We start from the raw sequence: 13,199 nt of genomic DNA, 5'->3' as shown, positions 1-13,199 counted from the left end.
CCTGCTCAAAAGCTTAAAAAGTTGAACCGGGGCATGAATCAGTGGGGACTGAGGGTTCATGTCTTAAAGCCTTTTTCAGGAAAACATCATGATCACGGATGACGACCTCAAATCGAGAGGGATCGTAAGAGCTGTCTCTTACTTTAAGAATGGATAGCGTCCTGCTTAGTTCAGAGTGATTCTCAGAGAACCGCATCAGCATCAGGTTGTCGACGATGCTGGACAGGTCAGAGTTCGGTGCACTGACCTCTGAGCCAAAAAGATCGCGCATTTCCCAGGACGCAAATACCGTAACGCCCCTGGATCGCAACTCGTTCATCAGCGCACTGAAGAAGTCAGTAATACGCGCGGGATTTGTCGAGACACGTGTCATACCGCTGAGGCTATCGATGAACAGACGCTTGATGCCCTTATCTTCAACGATACTCAGCAATCGTGCCCCCAGGCCATCCAGCAGGCCTTCGGTAGTCGGCTGCCAGGCAATATTCAGGGCACCACTGTCTTCCATACCTTTGATATCGATACCCAGTGATTGGCCTTTAAGCCGCAACCGCTGTGGGCTCTCGTAGAAACCAAAATGCAGTCCCGGAGCCTCCACCGTCGATTCGGCCAGGAATTTGAGGCCCAGCGTGGTTTTGCCAATTCCTGATGGGCCAATGACCAGAGTCACACTGGAACTGTAAAGGCCTCCGCCCAATATGTCGTCCAGTGAGTCAATGCCACTGGCAATGCGCGTCATGTCGGCGCTGTCTGGGGCGGACGGGTGGCTGTAGAGACTTTCGAGTCGAGGGTAAACCACCAATCCGTTGTCGGTGATCTCACATTCATGAAGGCCTGTCATTGCCCCACTGCCGCGAGTTTTACGTAGTTGAATACGGCGCACCGAGCGAGTGCCATATAGTTCTTCACCCATTTCAATCACGCCGTCTACCATCGTGTGCTCAGGGCTGCCGTCATCGAGTCGCGAACTGGTAAGAAACAGGACGGTGCAACCGGCGAAAGCCGCATGCCCTTGCAACTCTGAAATGAATTTCTTGGTGTCGATGTGCGAATCGGCTTTTGAGCGCGCATTGAGCAAGCCGTCGACTACCATCACGGTGGCTTTTTGGCGACTTATCTCGCGCCGAAGCAGCTTTACTACTTCATCCAGGCCTTCGTTTTCCAGGGTGTCAAAAGCACTGACAAATTGAATTTCGGCGCCGACTTTGGACGAGTCGAAAAAGCTTAGCGTAGAAAGAAACTGAAACAGGCGGTCATGTGACTCGGCCAGAAGCGTGGCGACCAGAACCCGGCCTCCATTGCTCGCATGATGGAACCCAAGTTGGTTGGCGAGGATCGTTTTTCCAGATCCCGGGCGCCCTTGGATTATGTATGAAGCGCCTGCGACCAGCCCTCCCTTGAGCAGAGCATCGAGCCCTTCGATTCCACTTTGGAGGCGTTTTAGCTTTTCCACGTTGCGACCCTGATCTGAAAAAACAGGCTGTTTAAGCCGAGTGAGGCGGAATGCTAACGCCATTTTCGTTCTGGGGCCATTCTCGGCTGAAGCATGGCTGACTTAGAGCGTTATATGGCCCATTCCAGTCGCCTTGAACTCGGACTTAGACTCTCTAAAGTCACGGCGAAATCAGCCTTGCTAGCAGATGACCCTTTAATCTCGCAGTGATTCAATTGCAGTTAGAGATAGCGAGCGTTTGCGACAAGTGGAATGAAGTCAGGCAAAGCGTAGGAGGGGCGTTGAACTGGCCTGATCTTCATCGCTCAGTTGGCTTCCTGCTCCCACTCTATAGAAAGGCTCGACGGAATCCTTGTCAGCTCATGTAACTCGCAGTCCTGGGTGATGAAGATGGCCACCGATCGACCTCCAGACTTTGTACGAAGTAGCCGTGGCGCGGAAAACGCTGTGCCGACTGTCTGCATCAGAAAATCCCTCTCTGGTGTACAGATCAGTGCTTTGCTTCTGAGCAGTTTTTCACCGAGACAGCCGGTGACGTTTTCAAGCCAGTCGATGGCATCGCCCGGGTCCGGCTCATTTAGCTGAGCCTGGTATACGTGTATGCGTGGGTGAGCGGTGGCTTGAACGAGCTTGCGTTGGGGGAGGGTGTGATCAAGTGGGCGTAGGGTCGCGTTCAGAAAAGCGCGATGGCTCCTCTTGGCTTGCGATATCTCTTCGACAATGGTTGCGAACGGGTTGATTCGCTCCGCTGTTGCCATTGCAGTGCACAGTTCCTGCTGTGACGCTGAATCGATCTTGGTGAGCACTACAGTTTGGGCTGCACTAAGTTGAGCGGCTGCTGCATCGAACTGGGTGCTTAGTAAGGACGGTCTCGTGCAGTCGTAGGTGCAGATGATCGAAACGGCCATCTGCAGGTGGGCTAAGCCAGCCAGGGAGCGCACCACTTCTCCGGGCATGGACAGCCCGCTGCACTCCAGGATGATTCGTTCAAATGGCGGTAAATCCATCCGTGCCCTGGATTCAATTAGATGTTGCACCGTGGTGACCAAGTCATTGTTAAGGCTGCAGCAAACGCACCCATTGCTGAGTGTTTCGATGACCAGCCCATTGGTCGAATCGACGAGTACCGCGCCGTCGATGTTGACGGCACCGGCTTCGTTGACGATTACCGCTGTGCCGTTGCTGTCTTCTACGGTGTAGAGAAGCTGTTCCAGCAGGGTGGTTTTGCCGCTGCCCAGCGGGCCGGTCAAGATGAAGAAATCGATACCCTTTGCAGGAGAAATCATATCCGCCTCCTACAGGGTTGGCTTATGTTCGCCGTTCCAGGTTTCGTCAACCATCTCGCGGACATCGGCGAGCAGTTCCCCGGTATCAAAAATGACGCCGCCCTTGAGGGTGTAATCAAGGCAGCGCTTACGTTCGGCTACGTTGGTGTCATCGTTGAGTCGCACGGCGCCAGTCCCGTAAAGCAGCTTGAAGTCCGACAAGGGGTTCTGGTTATGAATGAGGATGTCGGCCTCTTTTCCGACCTCCAGGGTGCCAGTCTTGTGCTCAATACCCAATAGTTCGGCCCCTTGCAGGGTGGCAGCACGCAGCACCTCCTGTGGCGTGAATCCCGCCTCTTGTAGAAGCTCAAGCTCACGTACAAAGCCGAAGCCATAGACCTGGAACATGAATCCGGAATCGCTGCCTGGGCACACCCGACCCCCTCGGTTTTTGTACTCATTCAAGAACTGCATCCAGATCCTGAAGCTTTCCTTCCACTCCAGTTCATTCTTGGTTGACCAGCGAAAGAAGTAGGCGCCGTGCCCACCTCGTTGAGGCTGGAAGTAGTTCCAGGAGGTGCTGTCGGTGTACTCCTGATGCCAGTCAGCGCGACGAGCTCGCATTACGTCACGGTTACTGTCGTAGACATTCATCGTCGGAACAAAGGTGTGGCCCACCTCAAGGAATGCTTCGAGCACCTCATTCCACTTCTGGCTACCTGGTTTTGTTGCCTGCAGGAATGTTCTGCCGGCGGCGGCGAAGCGGATGTACTCGTCGTTGTAGTTGTAGTCGTCATCAATGAACTGAAGGGTACTTCCTTCCATCAGCGCTTCGGGGAGGCCGTAGGAATGCTCTGTGCTGGTCAGTCCCCACTTCGCTGTCTTGAGCGCGTTCATGCGGCCGACTGAAAGCTGGGCATGGTGGCAGCAGGTTTTGAGCCCGAGGTTTTGGCACTCGTCCAAAGCGGCTTCCATAATGGCGGGTGGAGAGCCAAAGAACTTCACACCACAGGCGCCTTTCTCGCGCACCTGGCGCAACCACTCACGTCCTTGCTCTGGGCTGTAGATCACCTTCAGGTAATCGTTCACAGCAGGGAAGTAGACGTACGGGTAGAGATTGGGCGCCCCGATGGTGTGATCAGCTGACGCACGTTGCTGCTCACATGTCCAGGCGAGCCCGTTCATGCAGCCGGCCTCTCGCACCGAGGTGACGCCATGGGCCAGCCAGAGCTTGTATACGTAATCGGCTGAAAGCATCTCACCGCTTTCTGCGTGAAAGGGTGTGCCGACGTGAGCGTGACAATCAATGAAACCTGGCGTAGCGAACTTGCCATGGCAGTCGATCTCGCGAACGCCTTCTGCGGGGCGACGGGCGGGGTTTATCGGCAGCCCGGGGACGCCAACCGCTGCGATTTCAGTGATGAGGCCATTTTCGACAACGATATCGGCAGGCCCCCAAGGTGGGGCACCGGTACCATCAATGACCGTGATGCCTCGAAGCACCAGGCGGGAGTATGGTCCATTGCCTCGCTCGTTGCTGGTGGCGGGTTTGACTTGGCCAAGGCCTTTCTTGGCGAAGCCGGCGACCATTTCTTCGCCTACCTCAATTGACGTAGCAGGGCTCGTCTTCACATAGCCTCCTATTGTTTTATTTACCGACCAGCGACGACTAGTGGCGGGCCTGTTGGAGTTGAGCAGGGGCTCACAGCATTTTAGACGCTGATGTCGAGCCACTCAGGGGTGTGGAGTTACCACAGCACCCTAGGCAGATGGGCAGTAAGAAAGTCGGCCTGAATCGGGTGGTCTTTGTGACCTTTGCTCAGGCTCTACAGGGCCTATCTCAGCCATCGGGTGGCGCGGCTTGGATGTACGGCTGGAGGATTTGCCCTTACACCCATCCTATCCCTGCAGCCCTTGCATTTCTTAGTGTCTGGAGTCGAAGCGAGACGGTTAAATTCCGACTCGGAATAGGTTGAAGTGCTCGAAATAGGATTTATTTGCCTCAAATTCCTATTTTGGTGTGGTAGAAGCGCGACGTTCCCAGGCGCTCAATTGACGAACCCTACAACAACGACAAAAGGCGCGGCTTTCACAGAAGGCTCGAGGGAATCTGAAAATGAGTGCAATTAGTTTGGATGTTGGTCGTGCGGTGGATATGAGCGCAATGCGGCGCAAAGCTATCATCGCCACTGTTCTAGGGAATGGATTCGAGTGGTTTGACTTCATGGTGTATGGCTTCTTTGCCATTATCATCGGTAAGTTATTTTTCCCTACCGGAGATGACTTGACGTCGCTGATGCTTTCGGCGGCAACTTTTGGTGTCGGTTTTTTGGTGCGGCCGGTGGGCGGTGTGCTGATCGGCATCTACGCTGATCGCTATGGCCGCAAGGGGGCGTTGTCTCTGACCATCATCTTGATGGGGGCTGGTACGGCCCTGATTGGTTTGGCGCCGACCTATGAGCAGGCAGGTATGCTCGCTCCATGTATCATCGTATTTGCGCGACTGCTCCAGGGTATCTCTGCGGGGGGTGAGATGGGTGCCGCCACGGCTTATCTGACTGAACAAGCACCTGAAGGGAAGAAGGCTTATTACTCAAGCTGGATCCAGACGAGTATTGGCTTTGCAGTTCTGCTCGGTGCTTGTTTCGGTACCGGCATTACACTCGGCTTGAGCCCGGAGGAGGTCGAGAGCTGGGGTTGGCGAATTCCATTCCTGTTCGGCATCCTGATTGGCCCTATCGGATTCTTCATTCGCCGCAACCTGCATGAGTCACCGGTGTTTGAAGAGTCTTGCGAGCTGACCGAGACGCCGCTGCGAGACGTTCTTCGCGAGTATCCACGGCAGGCGGTCGCCAGCTTCGCCATGATCGTACTTTGGACGGTGTGCATCTATGTCATTCTGTTTTATATGCCAACCTACTCTGTGAAGGTGCTGAAGCTTCCTCAGTCTGCCTCCTTCATTGCCGCTATGGTGGGCGGCGGCGTAATTGCGTTCTGCTCTCCAATCACGGGTTACATTTCTGACAAGGTTGGTCGCAAGTACCTGCTAGCTGGAGCCTCGGCGGTGATACTTCTTGTGGCTTGGCCGATGTTCAATATGATCGCCAGTTCGCCCTCGCTTTACACACTCTGCATCTTCCAGGCGGTGTTTGGTGTCCTGATCGCGGTTTACACTGGTCCGATACTCGCTGCGCTTTCAGAGACCTTTCCCACCAAGGTGCTGTCAACGGGCCTGTCCTTGGCCTACAACCTTGCAGTGATGACTTTTGGTGGGTTTGCCTCGCTGATCCTCACTTGGCTTATCAGTGTTACCGGCTCGGTTACCGCTCCAGCTTTCTATGTGATGATCGCGGCAGCGTTCAGTTTTCTCGGTGTAATGCTCGGTTATCGGCAGCCTGGTCGTCGCTGATCCATGAAGCGCCGGGGTCGCTTATGCGATACCCGGCGTTCTTGCGGTGTATTGGGCGATCTCATCTGAAATTTTGTCTTTGCTTAATTCCTATTTTGAGCAGGATAAAATAATGCTTTTATCCTTCTTTGAGTTGGTAGAGCTGCGCGCTTTCTCGGCTTACAGTACCTAACCTCCGTCGCTCTACCTCCGGTCTTCCGCGTAGGGCTTCACGTTGTGTTCCCGTGCTGCTGATCGAGACCAGGCTTTTCCAAATGACAAAAAATAATCCTATCCCGTTCGACCTCAATGTCCTCATGAGTCTGCGCTCCAAACTGGAGGCTGAGACCTCGGCGGAGGTGAGGTTCGACGCAGCGACTCGTGCGATCTACGCCTCTGAGGCATCGAACTACCGTCAACTGCCAATCGGTATCGTGATCCCTAGAAGCATCGACGACATCATCGCCACGGTGCGAGTGTGCAGGGATTCCGGGATTCCGATTCTTCCTCGTGGTGCTGGTACTTCGATGTGTGGCCAAGCCGTCAACGCTGCGGTGGTCATTGATGCGTCTAAATATCTCAATGCAATTCACGAGATCGATCCGGGCCGACGCCTGGCCAGGGTTGAGCCAGGCGTCATTTGCGATCAGCTCAAAGGCGAAGCTGCAAAGGTGGGCTTGACCTTCGGCCCTGATCCCGCGACTCATAGCCGTTGCACCCTTGGCGGCATGATTGGGAACAACTCCTGCGGCGCTCACTCGGTAATGGCCGGCAAGACGGTAGAGAACGTGGAGCGGCTGGAAATTCTCACCTACGACGGTGAGCGTTTTTGGGTCGGGCCGACCGATGAGGCCACGTATCAGGAGCATATCAACGCCGGTGGCCGTCGCGCCGAAATCGTTCGTTCCTTGAAGGCGTTGGTAGATAAGAACGAGGAGCAAATTCGTCAAGGCTTCCCCAAGCTGAAGCGTCGAGTCTCGGGTTATAACCTGGATCAGTTGTTGCCGGAGAATGGCTTCAACATTGCTCGAGCACTGGTAGGTGTGGAGGGTACTTGCGTGACAGTGCTCCAGGCCGAGACCCTCCTGGTGAAGAATCCAACTCATCGTGTCCTTTTGGTATTGGGTTACGAGGAGATCTACTACGCCGCCGATTCGGTCCCTCAGTTGCTACCGCTCAACCCTATCGCCATGGAGGGGCTGGACGACGGCATTATCGAGGGACTCAAAGAGCGCGGTATGAAGCTCGCTGACATTGCGGAGCTGCCTGCCGGCAATGCCTGGTTGATGATTGAGTTCGGCGCGCTCTCAACCGAAGATGCGATCGCTTTCGCTCAGAAAGCCGTCGATATAGCGCCAGAGCTGCCAGGGCGTCCAAGCGTCCGGCTGGTTACGGATGCCGGCTTGATGAACCGGATTTGGACAATTCGTGAGACCGGGGCTTCGGCCACTTCCCTGGGGTTGGACCCCAACGAACCTGATCCTGTCGTGGGCTGGGAAGATGCGGCGGTTGAGCCAGAGCACCTGGGGAAGTACCTGCGCGAGTTCAAGAGCCTAGTCAGCAACTATGGCTACAAAACGAATCTCTATGGCCACTTCGGCGATGGTTGCATCCACTCTCGGATCACCTTCGATTTGAAGTCTCAAGATGGCCTGGACAACTGGCGGGCGTTCCTCGACGAGGCTGCACACTTGGTTGTCCGTTACGGCGGCTCTTTGTCCGGCGAGCACGGCGACGGCCAGGCAAAGGGTGAGTACCTGCGCATCATGTACTCCGCCGAGATAATGAATGCCTTTGCCGAGTTCAAGGCTATCTGGGATCCGCTCAACAAAATGAACCCAGGCAAGCTGATCCATGCAATGCCTGTCGATGCCAACCTTCGCTTGGGTCCAGATTACAAGCGTCGAGAAATCCCCAGCCAGTTCACATACGACCCTCGTCTCGGCGACAAAGGCCTGGCTCGCGAATCCGAGCGCTGCATTGGAATGGGTAAGTGCCGCTCCCTGGAAGGTGGAACCATGTGCCCGAGTTTCAGGGCTACACGCGACGAAAAATACTCCACGCGGGGTCGTGCGCGCCTGTTCTTCGAGTTACTCAAGGGCGAGGTGATTGAGGATGGCTGGCAGAACGAAGAGGTCAAAGACTCGCTTGATTTGTGCTTGAGCTGTAAAGGCTGCAAGACCGACTGCCCTACCAATGTGAACATCGCGCGATATAAAACCGAATTCCTCAATCGTTACTACAGCGAGAAGCGTCGCCCGGTCATGGATGCGATGATTGGCCGAATTGGTGAATGGCTGCCCCATGCCACCAAGTTTTCACCTGTACTCAATTACGCGATGGGTAACCCGCTGGTGCGCACAGCAGGTTCATATTTCGGCCTGGCGCGCCACGCCAAATTTCCCAAGATCGCGGCGAAGAGCTTTCGCAGTGGTGTCACAGCCAAGCGTATCCTGAAAAACCAGGGCCAGCGCACAGGCACTGAAGTGCTGTTGTGGGTAGATAGCTTCAACAATGGGTTCACGCCCAAGGTGTTGGAGGCGGGTGTGACTGTCCTGGAAACGCTCGGCTTCAATGTGAAGCTGATGAAGCGTCATGTGTGCTGTGGCCGGCCTTACTACGACGTGGGGATGATTGATCAGGCGAAGGCTAATCTGGAGCAGATCCTCACTCAGTTGGAGCCGGTGTTGGAGGAGCGCATGCCTGTCATTGTTCTGGAACCAAGCTGTCTTTCGGTATTCCGAGACGAAATGCCCAGTTTGTTCCCAGCAGACCCGCGTGCCAAGCAACTCGAGGAGTCGATCATGACCCTTAGTGAGTTCATCAAGAGTCGTGGCTTGCAATTGCCCCTGATTGATGAAGATGTCCGCATTCATGGTCATTGCCATCAGAAGTCTTGTGGCGGCATGGAAGGCGAGCAAGGCGTCCTGGAGAAGCTCGGTGGTAAAGGCCAGGTGATCAATTCCGGTTGCTGTGGTGTTGCTGGAGCGTACGCCTACCACAGCAAAACGGCTCCGATAGCCAAGATCATCGGTGAAAAAGAATTCAAGCCCCATATCGACAAGATCCCACAGGAAACTCCGGTGGTCGCCGATGGATTCAGCTGCCGGGGTCAGATCCGAAACGTGAGTGGTCGAGAAGCCATGCACTTGGCTGAGTATCTCGCGAAAATTCTGGGCTAGTCGCGCCAGGCACGGCATTCTCATGCATTCGGCTGCTGGGGCCTGTGTCCTGGCAGTCAGTGGATGCAGCGTGTAGGTACTTATGGAGTGGAGTAGGTTGGTCATGAAGCTCGATACTGCGATTGAAAACACTGTGTTGCGCGAAGCCTCTGTTGTTGCAGGGGCAAATGCCATGGATCGCGAAATAACGTGGGTTCATATCGTCGATCACCCTGAGATCACCAATTGGTTGAAACCAGGCGAGCTGCTGTTGACCACCGGTTACAACTGGCCGGTGGATGACGATGAAAGCCGAAGCATGGTGCGTCGCCTCAGTGAGATCGGCTTGGCAGGAGTCGTTCTGGCAGTCCCGCATTTTCGGGAGCACTTCACTGAAGCGGCAATCGAAGAAGCCAACCTCTGCAATCTGCCTCTGCTTGAATTGCCTTGGGAAATTCCGTTCAGCGACATCATGCACGATGTGTTGGCACGGATCATCAATATCCAGGCCGAGACGATTCGCCGCTCTGACCACATCCATCGCACATTGACCGAAGCTGCGCTGGAGGGGAAAAACCTGGAGGGGCTGGCTAAGGCTTTGAAAGCGGCACTCGACAAATCAGCTACCGTCGTTTCCGTGGACGGGACGATATTGGGGGCGTCCGACCCCAGCGCAGATGAAGCCTGCGAACGACTGCTGGTTAAAAAACTCACCGAGCTGGAGCCTCTCACTGCTTTTTTCGAGTCCAATGTCCCTAAAGTGGTTTCGGAGTGGGTGACCAAGCCCAGGTTGGGTGGAGCCATCCGTTTAAGGAACGAGGTCATTGGAATCGTATGGCTGGGAAGTGATGAGCGCGAGTTTGAAGAACTAGACTCCCGCGCCTTGGAGCATGCTGCGGTTATTGCAGCTCTGCACCTGACCTATCAGCGAGAGCTGTCTGATCAAGAAACTCGCTTGGGTTACGCATTTGTAGCGGGTTTGTTGGAGGGAAAATTTTCGGCCACGCCTAGCGCTATCGAGCGAGCTCAAGCTTCGGGCTGGAGTGAAAATAGAAACTACAGGGTTTGCCTGGTGCTTTTGAATGAGCCGATTCCGCTTTCTATCGAGGGTTTCACTCGGCGTTCAAGAACTGCGGATCGAATCTCGCAAGCAATGCAGAGCCTGGGTGTGGCGCCGCTCATGTCCGTGTCTCTGAACCAGGTGAGCTTCTTGTTGCCGTCGGAAATTGCGCCGGACGCGGTATGGCGGGCGGTGCGCACCGAGGGCTGCGCAATGGCGGTCAGTCGGACTCACCAAGGAGTGACCGGTATGGCTCATGGCGCAGAGGATGTATCTGCGCTTCTGCCTTTGCTCAAGCCAGGTAAGTTGCATGATTTTGATGAGGTTCTATTTCCCAGGGCGCTGATGGGCGATGCGGATGCTCGACGCTTGCTGGTAGAGAAAATGATTGAACCGCTGGGCAATCCCAAGCGTGGCAACACGCTCATTGAAACGGCTCTTACCTTGGCCAAGGAAGGCTTCCAGTTATTGAATACCTCCAAGGCACTGGATATCCATATTAGTACGTTGCGCTACAGGGTAGAGCGTATTGAGATGATGTTGGATATTTCGCTCGATAACCCTGATGACAAATTCAAGCTTCAAGTAGCCGCTCAAATGTATCTTTTGGCCGCTGACGAGAACTCTTAGAAAATATTACGTGTTGGGGCGCGGCTATTAATTGCCTGTCCCAAAGCGTGGGAGGCTATGTGTCTAGGCGTGTGACGAAAACTTCATGCGGGCTGCGTTTGGTATCGCAGTCTGAAAATACTCTCTTTGATCTCGACGGCGGGGTAGTGCAGTCTGAGTTAGTTGCGCTGGCCAGAACGGCTATTGATTTAAAGGCTGCTGGCAACCGCGTTGTCGTCGCCGTGGGTGAACCTCCGTCTGCCGGGGCTGGATGCTCAGGTGGTCGAGTCTACCGTGCGGGCTATGCTGCGATGGTTGTATCTCAGACCAGGCTCATGGCCGAGTGGGAGAAGTGTTTTAACAACGGTGGTGAGGTGGCGGCTCAAGTTCTAGTAGACGCCGTAGTTTTTCACAACACACTCAGAGGGCAGCAGTTGGCAGGCGTCTTGTGTGAGTTGACCGATAGGGGGGTTGTTCCTATCGTGGGACTGAGTGCCGGTGGTCGTGGAGCCTGCACTACATTGTTGGATTCGTTCCTGCTGACTTTACTGGATAATCACAAGAAAGGGACCGGGCAAAAAGTAGCTGTTTAATATTACTTATCTTTTTCTTCTCTATTACGGCTGTGTGCTATCAGCCGACCCAAAAAACGATCGCGAATTCGTTTGTCGAGTAGGTAGTCTCTTTCGTCCCCCTCCTGTTCAATGATTCCCTGTAAGTCCCAGGGAAAGGGCCTGCCGGTCGTGCGAACCGAGTAGTTAGATCCAGATATGTACGCCTGCCTAATAATAACTCGAGGCTTTTCAAGATGTCCCAACCCTCTCATTCAGTCCATTCAGCTACTGCTGAAGGATCAAACCTTTCCACTGGTTTAAAACAGCGCCACGTCACGATGCTCTCGATTGCGGGTGTCATCGGGGCGGGTTTGTTTGTTGGCTCGGGTCATGCAATTGCTGCTGCTGGCCCGGCGGTGCTTCTTTCTTATATCGCAGCCGGTACGCTTGTTGTGCTGGTGATGCGAATGCTCGGCGAAATGGCAGTAGCCTCTCCCGATACCGGATCATTCTCCACCTATGCGAACAGGGCCATCGGTCAATGGGCCGGATTTTCAATCGGTTGGCTGTATTGGTGGTTCTGGGTTCTCGTTATCCCCTTGGAGGCCATTGCAGCAGCTGCCATTTTGAACACGTGGTTCCCGGTTGTTGATACCTGGTTGTTCGCGTTGGCGATCACTGCACTTCTGACCATTTCAAATCTCTTCAGCGTCGCTAAGTACGGCGAGTTTGAGTTCTGGTTTGCGTTGTCGAAAGTGGTCGCAATCATGGCATTCATCATCTTGGTTGCAGTCGCTCTCGTGGGAGGGCTGCCCGGTCGGGAGGTTGAAGGCTTCGTCGCTACCATGCACGCAAATGGCGGTTTCGCCCCGAATGGCTATGGGCCGGTGCTGGGTGCCTTGCTGACGACCATGTTCAGCTTCATGGGTACCGAGATCGTCACGATCGCTGCAGCAGAATCGAAAAACCCGTCTCAGCAGATCGCCCGGGCTACAAACTCTGTTATTTGGCGGATCGGTATTTTCTACATTGTTTCGATCTTTATGGTGGTTTCCATCGTGCCATGGAACGACGCCCAGCTTTCCGTGGTTGGGTCGTACCAGCGTGCGCTGGAGCTGCTGCAAATTCCCTACGCCAAGCTGATCGTCGATATCGTGGTTCTCGTCGCTGTAGCGAGCTGTCTCAATTCGGCCATCTACACCGCTTCCAGGATGATGTTCTCCCTGGCCAAGCGCGGTGATGCGCCACAAGCGCTCAAGGCGACGACTGCCTCAAATGTCCCGCGCAGGGCAGTCTTGGCCAGTACGGCTATTGGCTTCGTTACGACTGCCATTAACTACTTTGCCCCTGAGACAGTATTTGCATTCCTCCTGGCAACCTCGGGGGCAGTTGCATTGCTGGTCTACCTGGTTATCGCGGTTTCGCAGTTGCGCATGCGCAAGCAGCTGGTCGCTGACGGCCAGGAGTTGGGCTTCAAGATGTGGCTTTACCCTTGGCTGACCTGGCTTGTGATCATTTTCATTACGGCCGCGCTGTGCCTGATGCTGACGCTCCCTAAACACACTTATGAGGTGGCGTCGACGGCGGTGCTGGCACTCGTGATCGTTGCCACTGGTGTTTACACCAAGCGCCGTAGCAACGCGGCGAATTGGTCTCAGGGTGTCGTCAGCAATAACCATCGCTGACCTCCTTCAGGTCCAGGTTATTCA

At 54.7% G+C, this 13,199-nt stretch carries 7 protein-coding genes; 4 read left to right on the top strand and 3 right to left on the bottom strand.

The features are described 5' to 3' along the window. Nucleotides 1–13: 13 nt before the first annotated feature. The 3 genes from C9990_RS15625 to C9990_RS15615 form a co-directional block, all read right to left on the bottom strand. Nucleotides 14–1,453 (bottom strand): ATPase domain-containing protein, encoded by a 1,440-nt coding sequence (locus C9990_RS15625; protein WP_106805665.1) that lies wholly within the window; start codon nucleotides 1,451–1,453, stop codon nucleotides 14–16. A gap of 305 nt (nucleotides 1,454–1,758) precedes the next feature. Next, nucleotides 1,759–2,739 carry a GTP-binding protein gene (locus C9990_RS15620; protein ID WP_106803859.1) on the bottom strand — a complete coding sequence of 327 codons (981 nt, stop codon included), beginning with the start codon at nucleotides 2,737–2,739 and terminating at the stop codon, nucleotides 1,759–1,761. Between the two features lie 9 nt (nucleotides 2,740–2,748). Continuing rightward, complete coding sequence (locus C9990_RS15615; RefSeq protein WP_256595097.1) at nucleotides 2,749–4,350, bottom strand: amidohydrolase family protein; 1,602 nt, start codon at nucleotides 4,348–4,350, stop codon at nucleotides 2,749–2,751. A 484-nt stretch (nucleotides 4,351–4,834) separates the two neighbouring features. On the opposite strand from C9990_RS15615, the gene C9990_RS15610 reads away from it, so the two are divergent. From C9990_RS15610 to gabP, 4 genes are all read left to right on the top strand, one after another. Then, the gene (locus C9990_RS15610) at nucleotides 4,835–6,127 is read left to right on the top strand and encodes an MFS transporter (RefSeq protein ID WP_256595096.1); all 1,293 of its coding nucleotides are present in this window, start codon (nucleotides 4,835–4,837) and stop codon (nucleotides 6,125–6,127) included. 254 nt (nucleotides 6,128–6,381) lie between these two features. Then, nucleotides 6,382–9,288 carry an FAD-binding and (Fe-S)-binding domain-containing protein gene (locus tag C9990_RS15605; RefSeq protein WP_106803857.1) on the top strand — a complete coding sequence of 969 codons (2,907 nt, stop codon included), beginning with the start codon at nucleotides 6,382–6,384 and terminating at the stop codon, nucleotides 9,286–9,288. A 103-nt stretch (nucleotides 9,289–9,391) separates the two neighbouring features. Next, nucleotides 9,392–10,957 carry a PucR family transcriptional regulator gene (locus tag C9990_RS15600; protein ID WP_106803856.1) on the top strand — a complete coding sequence of 522 codons (1,566 nt, stop codon included), beginning with the start codon at nucleotides 9,392–9,394 and terminating at the stop codon, nucleotides 10,955–10,957. A 787-nt stretch (nucleotides 10,958–11,744) separates the two neighbouring features. Next, a complete protein-coding gene (gene gabP, locus C9990_RS15590) occupies nucleotides 11,745–13,175 on the top strand; it encodes a GABA permease (protein WP_106803854.1) in 1,431 nt (476 codons plus the stop codon). Nucleotides 13,176–13,199: the final 24 nt, after the last annotated feature.

Origin of the sequence: Pseudomonas sp. S5D5 (assembly GCF_003013355.1) — a bacterium.
In the GTDB taxonomy this organism is placed as follows: Bacteria; Pseudomonadota; Gammaproteobacteria; order Pseudomonadales; family Pseudomonadaceae; genus Aquipseudomonas; species Aquipseudomonas aylmerensis.
This window is presented reverse-complemented; position numbering and strand designations above follow the sequence as displayed.

Bases quoted from the DNA above. Each gene is read 5' to 3' on its own strand.
- C9990_RS15620 (WP_106803859.1), bottom strand. From the start codon at position 2,739: ATGATTTCTCCTGCAAAGGGTATCGATTTCTTCATCTTGACCGGCCCG.
- C9990_RS15610 (WP_256595096.1), top strand. From the start codon at position 4,835: ATGAGTGCAATTAGTTTGGATGTTGGTCGTGCGGTGGATATGAGCGCA.
- C9990_RS15605 (WP_106803857.1), top strand. From the start codon at position 6,382: ATGACAAAAAATAATCCTATCCCGTTCGACCTCAATGTCCTCATGAGT.
- C9990_RS15600 (WP_106803856.1), top strand. From the start codon at position 9,392: ATGAAGCTCGATACTGCGATTGAAAACACTGTGTTGCGCGAAGCCTCT.
- gabP (WP_106803854.1), top strand. From the start codon at position 11,745: ATGTCCCAACCCTCTCATTCAGTCCATTCAGCTACTGCTGAAGGATCA.